Source organism: Dactylosporangium siamense (assembly GCF_016862795.1).
Lineage (GTDB): Bacteria > Actinomycetota > Actinomycetes > Mycobacteriales > Micromonosporaceae > Dactylosporangium > Dactylosporangium siamense.
On record NZ_BONQ01000137.1, the window covers coordinates 55,385 to 71,640 of the forward strand.

Consider the following 16,256-nt stretch of genomic DNA (forward strand, 5'->3'; position numbering starts at 1 on the left):
GCAGTCAGGGGTGCACAAGGTCCTCCGGATCACGAGGGGTGTCGAGCTGACATCGTTGACATACGCGGCATCGATGCCCTTAGCTGTACGCAGTTTCGCCGGTCCGGTCCGCCAGCCAGCCCGAGCAAGGAGCCCGCGTGCGCTCGTACACCCGCGTCATGACCGTCGTCGTGGCCGCCGCCACCACCGTCGGCGCCGTGCTGTTCCCCGCCGTGGCCAGGGCGGCGACGCCCGTCCGGATCATGCCGCTGGGCGCGTCGATCACCTGGGGCACCAGCTCCACCGACGGCAACGGCTACCGCGAGGCGCTGCGCAAGCACCTCGTCGACGACGCGGGCCTGGCGGTCGACCTGGTCGGCTCGCAGCGCTCCGGCACCGCCGCGGACAACGACAACGAGGGCCATCCCGGATACCGTGTCGACGGCATCGCGGCCGGCGCCGACGCCTGGGTGGCCGCCGCGCGCCCCGACGTGGTGCTGCTCAACGTCGGCACCAACGACATGCTGCAGAACTACGACCTGCCCAACGCGCCCGCCCGCCTCAGCGCCCTCATCGACCAGGTCCTGCGCGCCGCGCCGGCCGCGACGGTGGTGGTGTCGACGCTGGTGCCGAACCCGGACGCGACCGTGGAGAGCCGGGTCCGCGCGTACAACGCCCAGCTGCCCGGCATCGTGCAGGCCAAGGCGGCGGCCGGCAAGAAGGTCCGGCTCGCCGACTTCTACGCCAACCTGACCCTCGCCGACATCGGTCCCGACCGCATCCACCCCACCGACGGCGGCTACCTGAAGCTCGCCGACGTCTGGTATTCCGCGCTGCAGCCGGTCCTCGGCGCCGGCCGGGCGTGGCCGCTGTTCCGCACCGACTTCGGCGCCGCCGCCCCGCCGCTCACCTGGACCAGCACGGTCCATGCCGCCCTCAACGTCACCGGATACTGCTGCGGCCTCACCTCGATGGAGTCCGCCCGCCGGGCCGAGCTCGCGCACGGCGGCACCTACGCCCTCATGTACTCGGGCAACGACACCAGCGCGGCCGGGTCGTATTCGTACAACCGCGTGTTCGACGTGCACCTCCCACTCACCGCGGGCACCACGCTGAGCTACTGGATCTATCCGCAGTCCGTCAACGGCACGTACGTCGCGATCGACCTGGCCCTCACCGACGGCCGTTCGCTGCGGGACTCCGGCGCCGTGGACCAGTTCGGCGTCCGGGCCCACCCCCAGTTCCAGGGCGACGGCCGCCGGCTCGTGGTCAACCAGTGGAACCTGGTGCAGGTCAAGCTCGGCGCCCTGGCCGGCGGCACCGTCGACCAGCTCCGCGTCGGCTACGACCAGCCCGGCTCCACCGGCACCTTCCGCGGCTACATCGACGACATCCAGATCGTCAACGCGGCGCTCTAGGTCGCCGTCACCTACCGTGACCGGGACAACGAAACGCGTGAGAATTGGCTACCGTGAATCGGTGACTACAGCGCCCAGCACGCCGATGTTCACGCAGGACTTCTGGGACGACCCGCACCCGGTCTACGCCGCGATGCGCGAGCAGGCTCCGGTGCACCGGCTGCAGCTCCCGACCGGCATGGAGATGTGGCTGGTCACGCGGTATGCGGACGCCAGGGCGGCGCTCGGTGACCCGCGGCTGTCGAAGCGGGCCGGCGCCACCGCGAACGCGGCAGCCCTCGCCCCGCAGATCAGCGCCCCGCTGACCAGGCACCTGCTCGCCAACGACCCGCCGGATCACACCCGGCTGCGCCGTCTCGTGGCGAAGGCGTTCACGGCCCGGCGGGTCGAGCAGCTGCGGGCCCGGGTGGAGGAGCTCAGCGCGGCGCTGATCGCCGGCATGCGGACCGGCGAGCGCGCCGACGTCATCGACGACTACGCCGTGCAACTGCCGATCCAGGTCATCTGCGAGCTGCTCGGCATCCCGCAGGAGGACCAGGTCGCGTTCCGGAGCTGGACCGGGGTCCTGGTCGCGGGCTCCGTCGACCGCTCCGGCGTGCCGGCGGCCGCCGCGCAGTTCCTCGGCTACCTGCGGACCCTGATCGCCACCAAGCGCGCCAACCCGGCCGACGACCTGCTCAGCGCGCTCATCACGAGCACCGACGAGGGGGACCGCCTCGACGAGGACGAGCTCACGTCGATGGTGTTCCTGCTGCTCATCGCGGGGCACGAGACCACCGTCAACCTCATCGGCAACGGCATGTGGACCCTGCTGACCCGGCCCGACGAGCACCGCCGCCTGCTGGAGGACCCGTCGCTGATCCCGAGCGCCGTCGAGGAGTTCCTCCGCCTGGAGTCCCCGGTCGAGACCGCGACGTTCCGGGTGGCGATGGAGCCGGTCACCTACGGCGGCGTCACCATCCCGGCCGGCGGCGTGGTCGCCATCTCGATCCTCAGCGCCGACCGCGACCCGGCGCGCTTCCCGGACCCGGCGGCGGTCGACCTGGGCCGCCCCGACAACCAGCACCTGGCGTTCGGCCACGGCATCCACTACTGCCTGGGCGCTCCCCTGGCCCGCCTCGAGGCCCAGATCGCGTTCCGCGACCTGCTGGCCGCGTTCCCCGGCATGCGCCTGACCGTGCCCGCGTCCGAGCTGATCTGGCGCCCCGGCGTCCTGATCCACGGCACGACCACGCTCCCCGTCCAGTTGTAGCGGAAGGGGAGCGTGGCCGACGCGGTGTTAGGGAAGGACCCAGCGCTGGTTCGCGCCGGCGAAGCAGTCCCAGATCTGCAGCCGGGCGCCGTCGGTGGAGACGTTGCCGGTCACGTCGAGGCACTTGTTGGACACGGGGTTGAGCAGGGTGCCGTTGGACTGGGCCTGCCAGACCTGGGCGCCTGAGCCGTTGCAGTCCCACAGCTGGATCTTCGTGCCGTTGGCGGTGCCGGCGCTGGTGACGTCCATGCACTTGCCGAGGGCGCGCAGGGTGCCGTCGCCGCCGACGGTCCACGTCTGGGCGTTGGTGCCGTTGCAGGTGTAGATCTGCACGGCGGTGCCGTTGGCGGTGGAGGCGGCGGCCACGTCGACGCACTTGCCGGCGATGCCGGTGATGCGGCCGGTGCGCCCGCCGGGGTTGTTCGTCGTCGGGTTGTTGGTCGGCTGGGTGCCGCCGGTCGCCGTGGTGTAGATGGCGCTCACGAGGGAGTTGGCGCCGGAGGCGTCCTGGGACAGCTCCCAGTTCATGATGCCGCCGGCGTTGGCCATGGCCCAGGTGGTCTTGCGACGGATCGTCGGCAGGCCGTTGTAGCACTCCTGGACGCCGTTGATCGTGGTGCAGTCGCGGTTGGCGTTGGCCGGGTCGCGGTTCACCAGGTCGACGTAGGTGAAGTACCCGGGCCGCGAGTAGAACGGCACGCCGAGGACCGCCTTGGACGCGGGCAGGCCGCGGCCCTTCCAGAAGTTGACGGCGGCGATGGACCAGTCGTAGTTGGCGTGCGGGCTGCCGCCGTCGTAGGCCATGATGTTGAGCCAGTCGACGTAGCCGAACACGGCCGGCTGGACGCCGTTGGCCGTGCCGCCCTCGGAGACGACGGCGGCGGTGAGCAGCTTGCCGCGGCTGTGCATGGCGGTGCTCAGCTGCGACATCAGCGCGGTGTAGTTGTTGCCGGACGTGCCCGGGTCGGGGTACTCCCAGTCGATGTCGACACCGTCGAGGTTGTACTGGTTGACCAGGTTCACGATGTTGTTGACGAACGCGGTCCGGGCGGTCGCGTTGCCGGCGAGGCCTTCGAAGCCGGAGTCGTTGCCGTCGTTCCAGCCGCCGACGGCGATGGAGACCTTGACCCCGGCGGCGTGGCCGAGGGACACGATCGACTGCAGCTTCGACGGGTTGTCGAGGCCCTGCAGGCTGCCGTTGCTGTTGGGCAGCACGAACGCGTAGTTGATGTGGGTCAGCTTGCTGTACTGGATGGCGTTGGCGCTGCCCGCCCACGACGGCATGTAGCCGACGCTCTTGAACCCGTTGGGCAGGGTCGCGGCGTCGGCGGCGGGCTGGCTGGCGAGGGCGACGATGCCCCCGACGGCGGCGGTGGCGAGGGCGATGGCCCCGGCGGCGAACGCCGAGCGCCTGGCCCGGTGGCGTCCGGGGCGGGCGGCCCCGGATTCCGGCTGAGAGGAGGACAACGGGTGCTCCTTCGGATGGTCGGCCGGCGGCGTACGGGCAGGGTGGGATGCCCGGGACCAATCGAGAAGCGGTGCCACCGGCACGATGACAGGTGGCTGAAACGATAGGAAAGTTAACTATCGGATGTCAATGCAAGTCTCGAAGAAAGTCGATACCAGCGGGTATTCACACACTGAAATGTTGCAATCCGACCACCGAGAGCAACGCCAGCTTCTCCGCCGCGTCCGTGCCGGGCTGCGGCGTGAGGACCAGCAGCTTCTGCCGCTGGTCCGGGGTCACCAGGGTCTCGCAGTCGACGTGGACGACGCCGACCTGCCGGTTGACGATGCGCTTGCGGTCCGAGCGGCGGACCTTCACCTCGTGCTCGCCCCACACCGCCGCGAACTCCGGGCTCGCCGCCAGCAGCCGCCGCACCAGACCGTCGACGTCGGCGTCGCCATGCCGGCGGGCGGCGGTGGCCCGCAGATCCGCCACCGTGACGCGGCTGTGGTGCTCGGCGTCCTCGGCCGGATACACCGCGCGCCAGTCCGCGTCCATGAACCAGCGCCACACGTGGAAGCGCAGGTCACCCCGCAACCGGGTCTGGTCGCCCAGCAGCAGCATCGCCATCCGGTTCTGGGCGAGGGTCTCCCCCAGGTCCGACCCGATCGTGGCCGGCGTGTCGCCGAGCAGGTCGAGCATCCGCAGCAGCCCCGGCCGCGCGTGGGTGACCCCGCCGGCGGCCCGCGGCGGCTGCTGCCCCGCCAGGTGGAACAGGTGGTCGCGCTCGTCCTCGGACAGCCGCAACGCCCGGGCCAGGGCCGACAGCATCTGCACCGACGGCTGCGCGCTGCGGCCCTGCTCCAGGCGCACGACGTAGTCGGTGGACATGCCGGCCAGCAGCGCGACCTCCTCGCGGCGCAGCCCCGCCGTGCGCCGGCGGGGGCCCTCGGCCAGCCCGACGTCCGCGGGGCGGATCGCGAGCCGGCGGCGGCGCAGGAAGTCGGCGAGGTCGTCACGTTGCATGCGCCCATCGTCGCGCTTCCGGCCCGGGCGCAGCCAGGGACCGCCGCTCCTACGAAGAGCGCTCCGCTGCCACCGCCGCCGCGTCGGGGGCACTGTCGAGGCATGCAGAACACCATCATCGGCCTCGGCGCGATGGGCATGTCGGGCATGTACGGCCCGTCGGACCGCGCCGAGAGCATCGCCACCATCCACGCCGCGATCGACGCCGGCGTGACCCTGATCGACACCGGCGACTTCTACGGCATGGGCCACAACGAGCTGCTCATCCGCGACGCCCTGCGGCCCGGCGACCGGGACAAGGTCGAGCTGAGCGTGAAGTTCGGCGCGCTGCGCGGCCCGGACAACGCGTGGGGCGGCATGGACACGCGGCCGGCCGCGATCCGCAACTTCCTCGGGTACACCCTGGTCCGGCTCGGCGTCGACCACATCGACGTGTACCGCCCGGCCCGCCTGGACCCGGCGGTGCCCATCGAGGAGACCATCGGCGCGCTGTCCGACCTCGTCAAAGACGGATACATCCGGAAGATCGGGCTGTCCGAGGTCGGCGCCGACGTCATCCGCCGGGCCCACGCCGTACACCCGATCGCCGACCTGCAGATCGAGTATTCGCTGCTCTCCCGCGGGGTCGAGGACGACGTGCTGCCCACGCTGCGGGAGCTCGGCATCGGGATGACGGCCTACGGGGTGCTGTCACGCGGGCTGCTGTCCGGGCACTGGCGGGCGGACCGCGCCATGCCGCCCGGCGACTTCCGGGCGCACGGCCCGCGCTTCGCGCCCGAGAACGTGGGGCACAACCTGGCGCTGGTCGAGGCGCTGCGCCGGGTCGCGTCGGCGAAGGGCGTCACCGTCGCGCAGCTGGCGATCGGGTGGGTCGCCGCGCAGGGCGCCGACATCGTCCCGCTGGTCGGCGCGCGGACCCGCGAGCGGCTCGCCGAGGCGATCACCCCGGTCACCCTGACCGCCGAGGACCTGGCCGCGATCGAGGCCGCGGTGCCGGCGGACTCCGCCCGCGGCTCGCGCTACCCCGCGCCGATGATGGCGCACCTCGGCTCGCGGTAGCTGGACGGACAGCGAAGGCGGCGTAACCCGGCAACGACGCCTTCGCGGCCTGCGAGACCGCACACACGATCTCTCTGCGGTTGATCGCATAAGGTCCGGACCTCCGGTGCCGAACTGGTCATCGTGGGTCCCAACGTGCGTCGGTTGTCCCGCCTGCTCTTGCCGGTAGCAGGCGGGTTCTCCGGGCTTGCCGCCGCGTTCCTGGTGATGCAGCTGATCACCACCGGGGCGTTCGAGCAGCTCGAGGCGCGCCAGGTCGCTCAGGACGCGGACCGCATCCGGATCGGGCTGAACTCGCAGGCGCAGCTGCTCACCGCCTTCGGCGCGACGAACGCGGTGTGGGACAACGCGTACAACGACATCGGCAACAGCGACAAGGACGGCTTCGCCGCCGACTTCCCGCCCGAGGCGCAGAGCTCCGCGAACGACATCGACGGCATGTTCGGCATCGGCGCCGACGGCACGCTGCGGGTCGGCGGGATGACGACCGACGCACCGACCCACGGCACCCCTCCCCCGCAGCTGCGGGACCCGGCGGTGCTCAAGCAGCTGTTCGACCCCGGCGCCGATCCCGGCGTGTCGCGCTGCGGCGTCGTGTCCGCGGACGCGCCGTATCTGTTCTGCGGCGTCGGCGCGTTCCAGAGCAGCGGCGAGGGCGCCCCGTCCGGCGGGATGATCCTGCTCAAACGCCTCGACGACGCCCGGGTCGCCCGGCTCGGCACGGCGCTGGACCTGCCGCTGCGGCTCGCCCCGCAGGCCCGCCAGGGCGCCGACCCGCAGCCGACGCTGCACAGCGAACTCGGCGACCTGCGCATCGGCACGAAGGTCCTCGGCGCCGATCACATCGCGGTCGACGCCGTCATCGACACCGTCAACGGCGGCAGCGTCGTGCTCGAGGTCGTCGCCACCCGCCCGATCCACGCCGCCGCCAGCGCGACCGCGGTCAAGCTGTTCATCTTCGTCGCGGTCGCCACCGTGCTGCTCGTCGTCGGGGTGTTGTTCGCGGTGCGGGCGGCGCTGCGCCGGCGGGTCGGCCCGCTGCGCCGCACCACCGAGCAGATCGTCGCCTCCGGCGACCACGAGCTGCGCATCAACCCGTCCGGCACCGACGACATCGCCGAGCTCGGGCGGGCCGTCGACGCCATGCTCGACGCCCTGCAGGAGCAGGAGCGCAGCCTCGCCGACGAGCGCCTCGCCAAGGAGGCGCAGCTCATGACGACGAACGTCCGCCAGCAGCTGGCCGAGCAGACCGTCCGCCGCCGCGCGGGCGAGGTCATCGACGAGACCAGCGCGTCGGCCCTCGCCGAGCTGCGCATCGTCATGTCGGAGGCCGACGACGTCCTCGCCGCCGCCGACGCGATCGAGCAGCAGGCCGCCGCCGCGGACCGGGTCACCCGCACCGTCGTGGACCGTGCCGCCGACGCCGACTCCGCCATCAACGCCGTCACCACCAGCCTCGGCCGCGTCGACGGCATCGCCAACCTCATCGCCGGCGTCGCCGGGCAGACCAACCTCCTCGCCCTCAACGCCACCATCGAGGCGGCCCGCGCGGGTGAGGCCGGCCGCGGCTTCAGCGTCGTCGCCGGCGAGGTGAAGAACCTGGCCACGAAGACGAAGGAGTCCACCGGCGAGATCACCAGCACCGTCGAGGCGCTCGGCGCCGACGCCTCCGCCATGGCCGGCGTCATCACCGACATGAGCCAGGGCGTCAACGCCGTCGGCGACGTCACCGCCCAGCTCACCGCGGTCGCCGCCCGCCAGCGCGCCTCCGTGGAGCAGCTCGTCGGCGCGCTCCACACCGCGATCAGCCGCATCGAGAGCCTGGCCCAGGTCACCGACCGCCTCGAACGCCGCCGCCACAACCGCGCCGCCGTCGAAGGCACCGTCCTGCTCAGCCAGGGCGCCCAGCAGGCCGAGGCGGACCTGCTCGACCTGAGCATCTCCGGCCTGCGCTGCGCGGCGAAGTCCGGCTGGCGCCCCGCCCTCGAGACCGTCCTGGACCTCACCCTGCTCCTCGGCGGCGAACGCATCCCCCTGCAGGGCCGCGCCGTGCGCCACCTCGACACCGACACCGCCGGCGAGGTCGGCATCGAGTTCGTCAAACCCACCGCGGAGACCGTCACCACCATCGGCCGCTACATCACCACCCTCCTCGGCGAGGACTGACCTTCCCGCCGTTTTCCACAGGTGCGATGCCGTCCTGGCATCTCGCGTGTACGGGCCCCCGGCTCGTGCGTGTTTTCGACGAGCCCCACCTGCCCGCCGACCAACGCGTAGAGCATTCGTGACCCCGGCCCCGAAACCATCACCTGTCATCGAGGCGTGCGGCCTCGAGGTCGGCGCGGGGCGGCGGCGGGGAGGCGGGCTACTCGGCGTCGGGGAGGGCGGCGAGGATGGTGTTGCGGGTGGGGCGGCGGTCGATCTCCATGAAGCGGCTCGGGCCGGCGATGGGTCCGAAGCCGGAGCGGCGGTACACCTCGTGGGCGTCCCGGGTGGCGAGCAGGAAGCGTTGCAGGCCATCGGCGGACAGGTCGGCGACGATGCTGTCGATGAGCCACTGGCCGAGGCCGTGACCGCGGTGGCCGGAGTCGACGAAGACGTCGCAGATCCAGGCGAACGTGGCCCCGTCGGTGACGACGCGGGCGAAGGCGACCTGGGCATCGTCGCGCCACACGGAGTAGGGCAGCGAACCCGCGATCGACCGGGCCACGAGGTCGCGGGCCCGGCCGGCGGCCCAGTAGGACTCCTGCGACAGCCAGCGGTGCACCGCGTCGACGTCGACGCGGGCGGGGTCGGTGAACAGGTCGTAGCCGTCGCGGGAGCGGTCGCTCATCGGGTGACCAGCCAGCGCAGGGCGTCGGCGGCGTGGCGCATGACGGTGATGTGGCCTTCCGACGGGATGATCCGGGACTCGGCGGTGGGCAGCTGGGCGGCGAGGCGGGCGGCGTGGACGCTCGGCACCATGCGGTCGGCGGCGCCGTGCAGCAGCAGGACCGGCGCGGTCACGGCGGCGAGGGGGAAGCCCCACGGGCGCACGAACGCCAGGTCGTCGTCGACCTGCGGGCCCGGGCCGGCCGCCTGCCCCGCGGCCACGATCCCGCCGAACCAGGACCAGTCCGACGACAGGGCCTCCCAGTCGGCGGGAAGGAAACCGATGTCGTCGTCGCCCGGCGCCAGCGCGTGGTGCTCCCTGGCCGCGCGGCCGGCGAGGGCGGCGCCCAGCGAGGCGACCCCCGCCGGCGCCATGCCGTCGAAGTAGCCGTCAGCGGTGTGCGGGCTGAGCGCCGACACGCTCACGGCGGCGGTGACCCGGTCGGGCAGCAGGGCGGCGCAGGCGAGGGCGTGCGGGCCGCCGCCGGAGTGGCCCATCACCGCGAACCGGTCCACGCCGTGCGCGTCGGCGACCGCGGCGGCGTCGGTGGCGGCCGAGGCGACGGTGCGGTCCGGGCTCGGGGTGGACCCGCCGTAGCCGGGCCGGTCGTAGGAGATCCAGCGGATGCCGAGCCGCTCCGACTCGGCGGAGAGCGGGGCGGGCGGCGCACCGATGTTGGGCGTGCCGTGATGCCAGAGGATCACGAAATCGCCGCCGCCGGTGTCGTACGTGTGCAGCATCCGCCCGTCGTCCAGCTCAACATCCCCCATGCAGACGACCCTATCCGGCGCACCGTCGCCCACCCCGCGAGGGCAAGGTGCTTGCGCCTCGCATACCGGGTATGCATACTCCGTATCTATGTCCATCAAGTACGGTCTGCTGGCACTGCTGCAGCGCGGCACGATGTACGGCTACCAGCTGCGGACCTCGTTCGAGGAGTCGACCGGCGGGACGTGGCCGCTGAACATCGGGCAGGTCTACACGACCCTGTCGCGGCTCGAACGCGACGATCTCGTGCGGTCGCTGCCGGAGCACGACGGGGGGCAGCGACCGTACGAGATCACCGACGCCGGACGTGCGGAGCTCGCCACGTGGTTCGCCACCCCGATCGGCCGCGGCGACCGACCCCGGGACGAGCTGGCGATCAAGCTGGCCCTCGCGCTGACGACGCCCGGCGTCGACGTGCCCGGCATCATCCAGGCGCAGCGCACCGCGACCATGCGGATGCTGCAGGAGTACACGCGGATGAAGCAACGCACGGCAGGCCCGGCGGACCTGTCCTGGCGGCTCGTGCTCGAATCCATGATCTTCCAGGCGGAGGCCGAGGTGCGGTGGCTGGACCACTGCGAGGCCAGCCTGGCCCGGCACGCGCCGCTGCCGACCCCTCCCCCGGCGACGGCGCCGGAAACGGTCCACGACAAGGAGAAGACCGCATGAGCGTGCTGGAACTGCGGGACGTGCACCGCATCCACGGCAGCGGCGAGGCGACGGTCCTGGCCCTGCGCGGCGTGTCGATGATCGTCCGGCCCGGTGAGCTGGTCGCGGTCATGGGGCCCTCCGGGTCTGGCAAGTCGACGCTGCTCAACCTGGCCGGCGGGCTGGACGGCCCGACGCAGGGCGAGGTCGCCGTCGAGGGCACCGTCCTCGGCGGGCTCAACCGCAAGGCCCTCGCCGTGCTGCGCCGGCACAGCATCGGCTACGTGTTCCAGGACCTCAACCTGCTGCCGAGCCTCACCGCGGCGGAGAACATCGCGCTGCCCCTGGAGCTGGACGGCGTCGGGGTGCGGCGGGCCCGCCGGGCCGCGTTGACGTCGCTCGCCGAGGTCGATCTGGAGGGGTACGCCCAACGCTTCCCCGACGAGATGTCGGGCGGCCAGCAGCAGCGGGTCGCGATCGCCCGGGCGCTCGTCGGGCAGCGGCGGCTCATCCTCGCCGACGAGCCGACCGGCGCCCTGGACTCGCAGACGGGCGAGGCCGTCCTGCGGCTGCTGCGGGCCAAGGTCGACGCCGGCGCCGCCGGGGTGCTCGTCACCCACGAGGCCCGGCACGCGGCGTGGGCCGACCGGGTGGTGTTCCTGCGCGACGGCGTCGTCGTGGACACGTCCGGCCCCCTGGCCGAGCCGGAGCACCTGCTGGACGGGGCCTCGTCGTGACGGGCTGGCTCGTCTCGTTGCGGATCGCCCGGCGGGAGGCGCGCCGGGCGAAGGGCCGCACCGCGCTGGTGCTGGCGCTGATCATGCTGCCGGTGCTGGGACTGTCGTTCGCCGCCGTCATGTACGACATGTTCACCCTCACCAAGTCCGAGCAGCTGGACCGCGAGCTGGGCAGCTTCGAGGCCTCGGCACGCTGGGTGACCGACGGCAAGATCAGGCAGGACGCCGACGGCTACGGCATGGACAGCGTCGAGCGGGGCAAGCCCTCGACGCCGACCACTGAGGGGCTGCTCGCGCTGCTGCCGGCCGGCTCGCGCGTGGCCCAGGTCGACACGCGGGAGATCCGGTTGCGCGGAGGCAACGGCGAGCAGAAGCTCACCGGTCACCAGCTCGACCTCGCCGACGTCGCGTACCACAACCGGGTCTCGGTCCGGCGCGGCACCGCACCCGCGTCCAGCGGCGAGATCGCGCTGAACAGGGCCGCGATGGACCTGGTCGGCGTGCGGCTCGGCGGCACCGTCCAGCTGCCCGGGCAGGGCAGCGCGCGGGTCGTCGCGGAGATCGAGTTCCCCGACACGCTGCGACCCGCCGCCGTGCTGCGGCCCGGCACCCTGCCCGCGCCGGAGCTCAGCTCCAGCACCGAGTGGCTGGTCGACGCGCCCGGCCCGGTCACCTGGGCGCAGGTGCGTGAGCTCAACCAGCACGGCGTGATCGTGCGGTCCCGGGTCGTCGTGCTCGACCCGCCGCCGGACGCCCTGACCTGGCCGAGCAGCAGCCAGAACGTCTTCGGCCTCGGCGTCCTCGTCTTCGGCCTCGGCGTCCTGGAGATCGTGCTCCTCGCCGGCCCGGCGTTCGCGGTCGGTGCCCGCCGGCGGCGCCGCGAGCTGGCCCTCGTGGCCGCCAACGGCGGCACCCCGGCGCAGCTGCGCCGGATCGTCCTGGCCGACGGGGTGCTGCTCGGCGTGGTGTCCGGTGTCATCGGCACCGTCGTCGCGATCGCGCTCGCGTTCGCGCTGCGGGGCGTGTTCGAGGAGCACGTCGCCCACGCCCGGGCCGGCGCCTACCGGGTGTTCCCCATGGCCCTGCTCGGCATCGCCGGGCTCGCCTTCGTCGCCGGGGTCGGCGCGGCGCTGGTCCCGGCGTTCACGGCCGCGCGCACCGATGTGGTCGCGGCCCTCGCCGGGCGGCGCAACCGGACCGGGCCCGGCCGTCGCTGGCTCGTCGCGGGGCTGTGCACCCTCGGCGCCGGCGCGGCCGCCGCGGGCTACGGCATCGTCGCGATCGACTCGACCGTCGTCATGGCCGGCCTCGTCCTGGCCGAGCTGGGCCTGGTCGTGTGCACGCCGACGCTCGTCGGGCTGATCGCCCGGCTCGGCCGGCGGCTCCCGCTCGCGCCCCGCATCGCCGTGCGCGACCTGGCCCGCAACCGCTCCTCGACCGCCCCGGCGATCTCCGCGGTGATGGCCGCCGTGCTCGGCGCCATGACGGTCGGGGTGTACCTCGCCAGCGACTTCCAGCGGCAGCGTGACATGCAGGTCGCCGCGCTGCCGGACGGCTACGCCGAGATCACCCGCGGCGTCGGCAATCAGGGCGAGCGGGCCGACCCGCTGCCCACCCAGCGCCTCGTGGAGGCGGCCACGTCGACCCTGCCCGTGTCGCGGACCGTCGAGCTGCGCGGCGTGGCGTGCAAGCAGCCGGCCGCCCCGGACGCGTGGTGCTGGCTGAACCCGCTGCGGCCGGAGCACCGGCGGTGCCCGTTCCGTCCCGGAAACGTCACCAAGGAGGAGGAGCGCAAGGCGGCCCGCGACCCGCGCTGCCAAGCGGACATGTACATGATGCCCGGCAACGCGGGCAACGCCACCACGATCGTCGATGACGGCACCACGGTCGGGCTCGTCTCCGCCGCGCAGGGTGAGGACCTCGCCCGCGCCGAGGCCACCCTGCGCGCCGGGGGCGTCGTGGTGGCCGACCCGGAGCTGGTCGAGGACGGCAAGCTCCTGCTCGGCGTCCCGAGCCCGGACGACCCGGAGGGCGTGCAACACGCCGTCACCGTCCCCGGTTACGTCAGCACCACCGCCGTGTCCAGGCTCTTCCTCGCGATCTCGCCGGAGGCGGTCGCCAAGGCCGGGCTGGTGGTCGAGGTCAGGGGCATCGTCGTGGCCACGACCAGGCAGCCGACCCAGGCCGAGGAGGGCGCCTTCAACGCCGCCACGGAAGCGCTCGGCAACTACTACCACGGGGGCGTCGCGGTCCCGTACCGGCCGGACGCCACCGTCGAGCTGCTCGTGCTGGCGATCGTCGCCGCCGTCATCGCCCTCGGCGCGGCCGGCATCTCGACCGGACTGGCCGCCGTCGACAGCCGGCCGGACCTGGCGACCCTCGGCGCGGTCGGGGCCTCACCCGCCGTCCGCCGGCGGCTGACGCTGAGCCAGGCCGGGGTGATCGCCGGTTTCGGTTCGCTGCTGGGCGCCGTCGCGGGCGTCGGCGCCGGGTGGGCGGTGCTCGCCTCGCTCAACCGCGTGGCGGGGAGCACCTGGCCGGGCGAGACGCTGTACACGATGCAGATCCCGTGGCTGAACATCGCCGTCGCGGTCCTGGTCGTGCCGCTGGTCGCGATGTTCGGCACGGCCCTGTTCACCAGGGCCAGGCTGCCGATCGAACGGAGGGCCTGACTCCGGGGAGCCGGTATGTCACGGTAGGATGTCCCGCAAGTCCGAAGTGGGAGATCCCGTGAATTCCGACGAAGAGCCCGAGACGTCCGAGATCCAGGACGAGGGTGGCGCCAGCACCAGCGGCTCCGGTGCGTTGATCCTTTTCGGGGTGATCGGCGTGTTGGTGATCGTCGGCTTCCTGTACTCGACGATGACGCGCTGAAGCCGCCACCCAGACGAGCAGAGTGGGCGCCCGCCGAACCTGGCGGGCGCCCACTGTCGTTCAGGCCGTGCCTTCCGGAGCCTGCTGGTAGCCGGCCGGCCGGGTGGTGAACGTGCCCCGGCCCTGGGTGCGGCTGCGCAGCCGGGTCGCGTAGCCGAACAGCTCCGCGAGCGGCACCGTCGCCGTCACCACCACCGTGCCACCCCGGGTCGTGGAGTCGGTGACCCGGCCGCGGCGGGCCGCGAGGTCGCCGAGCACCGCACCGACGGTGTCGTCGGGAGCGGTCACGGTGACCTCCGCGACCGGTTCGAGCACCGCCATGGCGCTCTGCCGCAGCGCCTGCTGCAGCGCGAACCGGCCGGCGGTGCGGAAGGCCAGCTCGGAGGAGTCCTTCGAGTGGGTCTGGCCGTCCACGAGCGTCACGTGGACGCCCGTCACCGGGTGACCGCCGAGCGGGCCTTCGAGCAGCGCGTCGCGGCAGCCGGCCTCGACCGCCTTGACGTACTCCTTCGGGACCCGGCCGCCGACGACCGCCGAGTCGAACGCGAACGCCTCATCCGAAGTGGTGACGTCGATGAGCACGTGCGCGTACTGCCCGGAGCCGCCGTCCTGCTTGACGTGCCGGTACAGCACTCCACTGACCCCGGCCAGGACCGTCTCGCGGTAGGAGACCTGGGGCCGGCCGACGTTGACGGTCAGCCCGTTCGCCTGCCGCAGCTTCTCCACCGCCACCTCCAGGTGCAGCTCGCCCAGGCCGGACAGGACGGTCTGGCCGGTCTCCGGGTCGCTGCGCACCCGCAGCGACGGGTCCTCGTCGACGAGCCTGGCCAGGGCGACCGACAGCCGGTCGGTGTCCGTTGCCACGAGGGCCTCGACCGCCACCGAGACGACCGGTTCCGCGGTGCCGGCGGCCTCCAGCACCAACGGCGCATCCGGAGCGCACAGGGTGCTGCCGACCTTCGCGTGCTTGACGCCCACCAGCGCGACGATGTCGCCCGCGGCGGCCTCGTCCAGCTCCGTGTGCCGGTCCGCCTGGACGTGCAGGATCCGGCTGACGCGTTCGGTGCGTCCGGTGCCGGTGTCGAGCACGGTGGCTCCCTTCGTGATCGTGCCGGAGTAGACCCGCACGTAGGTGAGGCGCCCGGTCGTGGCGGCGTGCACCTTGAAGACCAGGCCGGCGAACGGTGCGTCCGGGGTCGCCGGGCGGTCCGGGTGGACCGGCGGCACATCCAGCGGCGACGGCAGGTACGCCACCACCGCGTCGAGCAACGGTTCGATGCCCCGGTTCTTGTACGCGGAGCCGCACAGCACGACCACGCCGGTCCGGTTGTTGGTCACCTCCCGCAGTGCGTCGCGCAGCGTGGCGTCCTTGAGCCCGTCGTTGGCGACGAACTCCTCCAGGGCGCCGGCGTGCAGCTCGGCGACGGCCTCCTCCAGCACCCGGCGCCGCGCGTTCAGCGCGGCCGGATCGGGCACGTCGACCTCGGTCATCGACTGCTCGTCCCAGGTGTACGCGCGGCGCGTCACCAGGTCGACCACGCCCACGAACTGCTCCTCGGCGCCGATCGGCAGCTGGACGACCAGCGGCGTGACGTGCAGCCGGGCCCGGATCGAGGCGACCGCGGCGTCGAGGTCGGCGCCGGAGCGGTCGAGCTTGTTCACGAACGCGATGCGCGGCACACCGTGCAGGTCGGCCTGGCGCCACACCGACTCGCTCTGCGGCTCGACCCCGGCGACCCCGTCGAACACGGCGACGGCACCGTCGAGGACGCGCAGCGAGCGCTCCACCTCGGCGGAGAAGTCGACGTGCCCGGGGGTGTCGATGAGGTTGATCCGGTGGCCGTCCCAGGTGCAGCTGACGGCCGCGGCGAAGATCGTGATGCCCCGCTTGCGCTCCTGCGCGTCGAAGTCGGTGACGGTGGTGCCGTCGTGGACCTCGCCCTGCTTGTAGGTGGCGCCGGTGCGGAACAGGATCCGTTCGGTGGTGGTGGTCTTGCCGGCGTCGACGTGGGCGAGGATGCCGATGTTGCGGGTCTGGGACAGGTGATGGGTGCGCACGGCCTGCGGCCTTTCAGCGTGGTGTCTGAACAGGGCAGCGCGATTACCCCACGCCTGATCGGCGCCGCTTCGGGCGCGTCTCTAGGGCAGGGTCCAGCCGGTGCGGCCGCGCGGGCTC

13 protein-coding genes are annotated in these 16,256 nt (G+C 72.8%); 8 read left to right on the forward strand and 5 right to left on the reverse strand.

Annotated elements, in window-relative coordinates; all coding sequences use genetic code 11:
• The first annotated feature begins 137 nt into the window (after positions 1-137).
• Positions 138-1,397, forward strand: coding sequence for a GDSL-type esterase/lipase family protein (locus Dsi01nite_RS43500; protein WP_203852299.1), 1,260 nt, complete (start codon positions 138-140; stop codon positions 1,395-1,397).
• A gap of 61 nt (positions 1,398-1,458) precedes the next feature.
• Entirely contained in the window at positions 1,459-2,649 is a 1,191-nt protein-coding gene (locus tag Dsi01nite_RS43505; RefSeq protein WP_239136604.1) for a cytochrome P450 family protein, read from the forward strand.
• 27 nt (positions 2,650-2,676) lie between these two features.
• Here Dsi01nite_RS43505 and Dsi01nite_RS43510 read toward each other — a convergent pair whose 3' ends face one another.
• Both Dsi01nite_RS43510 and Dsi01nite_RS43515 read right to left on the reverse strand, forming a co-directional pair.
• Positions 2,677-4,116, reverse strand: coding sequence for a glycosyl hydrolase family 18 protein (locus Dsi01nite_RS43510; protein ID WP_373318934.1), 1,440 nt, complete (start codon positions 4,114-4,116; stop codon positions 2,677-2,679).
• A gap of 166 nt (positions 4,117-4,282) precedes the next feature.
• On the reverse strand, positions 4,283-5,122 hold the full coding sequence (locus Dsi01nite_RS43515; protein ID WP_203852300.1) for a helix-turn-helix transcriptional regulator: 840 nt from the start codon (positions 5,120-5,122) through the stop codon (positions 4,283-4,285).
• 102 nt (positions 5,123-5,224) lie between these two features.
• Here Dsi01nite_RS43515 and Dsi01nite_RS43520 point away from each other — a divergent pair, with 102 nt between their 5' ends.
• Together Dsi01nite_RS43520 and Dsi01nite_RS43525 are read left to right on the forward strand one after the other, a co-directional pair.
• Positions 5,225-6,181, forward strand: coding sequence for an aldo/keto reductase family protein (locus Dsi01nite_RS43520; RefSeq protein WP_203852301.1), 957 nt, complete (start codon positions 5,225-5,227; stop codon positions 6,179-6,181).
• Between the two features lie 144 nt (positions 6,182-6,325).
• The gene (locus tag Dsi01nite_RS43525; protein ID WP_203852302.1) at positions 6,326-8,347 is read left to right on the forward strand and encodes a methyl-accepting chemotaxis protein; all 2,022 of its coding nucleotides are present in this window, start codon (positions 6,326-6,328) and stop codon (positions 8,345-8,347) included.
• Positions 8,348-8,546: 199 nt separating this feature from the next.
• On the opposite strand, the gene Dsi01nite_RS43530 is transcribed toward Dsi01nite_RS43525, so the two are convergent.
• The gene (locus Dsi01nite_RS43530) at positions 8,547-9,014 is read right to left on the reverse strand and encodes a GNAT family N-acetyltransferase (RefSeq protein WP_203852303.1); all 468 of its coding nucleotides are present in this window, start codon (positions 9,012-9,014) and stop codon (positions 8,547-8,549) included.
• On the reverse strand, positions 9,011-9,823 hold the full coding sequence (locus tag Dsi01nite_RS43535) for an alpha/beta fold hydrolase (protein WP_203852304.1): 813 nt from the start codon (positions 9,821-9,823) through the stop codon (positions 9,011-9,013). The genes Dsi01nite_RS43530 and Dsi01nite_RS43535 overlap by 4 nt, the downstream gene beginning before the upstream one ends.
• Positions 9,824-9,911: 88 nt before the next feature.
• Between Dsi01nite_RS43535 and Dsi01nite_RS43540 the strand changes: the two genes are divergently transcribed.
• The 4 genes from Dsi01nite_RS43540 to Dsi01nite_RS43555 are packed head-to-tail and all read left to right on the forward strand — an operon-like array spanning position 9,912 to position 14,080.
• Positions 9,912-10,490 (forward strand): PadR family transcriptional regulator, encoded by a 579-nt coding sequence (locus tag Dsi01nite_RS43540; RefSeq protein WP_203852305.1) that lies wholly within the window; start codon positions 9,912-9,914, stop codon positions 10,488-10,490.
• A complete protein-coding gene (locus Dsi01nite_RS43545; RefSeq protein WP_203852306.1) occupies positions 10,487-11,206 on the forward strand; it encodes an ABC transporter ATP-binding protein in 720 nt (239 codons plus the stop codon). The genes Dsi01nite_RS43540 and Dsi01nite_RS43545 overlap by 4 nt, the downstream gene beginning before the upstream one ends.
• The gene (locus Dsi01nite_RS43550) at positions 11,203-13,878 is read left to right on the forward strand and encodes an ABC transporter permease (RefSeq protein WP_203852307.1); all 2,676 of its coding nucleotides are present in this window, start codon (positions 11,203-11,205) and stop codon (positions 13,876-13,878) included. The genes Dsi01nite_RS43545 and Dsi01nite_RS43550 overlap by 4 nt, the downstream gene beginning before the upstream one ends.
• 58 nt (positions 13,879-13,936) lie before the next feature.
• On the forward strand, positions 13,937-14,080 hold the full coding sequence (locus tag Dsi01nite_RS43555) for a hypothetical protein (RefSeq protein ID WP_203852308.1): 144 nt from the start codon (positions 13,937-13,939) through the stop codon (positions 14,078-14,080).
• A gap of 60 nt (positions 14,081-14,140) precedes the next feature.
• Here Dsi01nite_RS43555 and fusA read toward each other — a convergent pair whose 3' ends face one another.
• Positions 14,141-16,138, reverse strand: a complete 1,998-nt coding sequence (gene fusA, locus Dsi01nite_RS43560; RefSeq protein WP_239136605.1) for an elongation factor G — start codon at positions 16,136-16,138, stop codon at positions 14,141-14,143.
• Positions 16,139-16,256 lie beyond the last annotated feature (118 nt).

Excerpts from the sequence above, each read along its gene's own strand:
- Dsi01nite_RS43515 (WP_203852300.1), bottom strand. The coding sequence starts at position 5,122 with ATGCAACGTGACGACCTCGCCGACTTCCTGCGCCGCCGCCGGCTCGCG.
- Dsi01nite_RS43520 (WP_203852301.1), top strand. The coding sequence starts at position 5,225 with ATGCAGAACACCATCATCGGCCTCGGCGCGATGGGCATGTCGGGCATG.
- Dsi01nite_RS43530 (WP_203852303.1), bottom strand. The coding sequence starts at position 9,014 with ATGAGCGACCGCTCCCGCGACGGCTACGACCTGTTCACCGACCCCGCC.
- Dsi01nite_RS43535 (WP_203852304.1), bottom strand. The coding sequence starts at position 9,823 with ATGGGGGATGTTGAGCTGGACGACGGGCGGATGCTGCACACGTACGAC.
- Dsi01nite_RS43540 (WP_203852305.1), top strand. The coding sequence starts at position 9,912 with ATGTCCATCAAGTACGGTCTGCTGGCACTGCTGCAGCGCGGCACGATG.
- Dsi01nite_RS43545 (WP_203852306.1), top strand. The coding sequence starts at position 10,487 with ATGAGCGTGCTGGAACTGCGGGACGTGCACCGCATCCACGGCAGCGGC.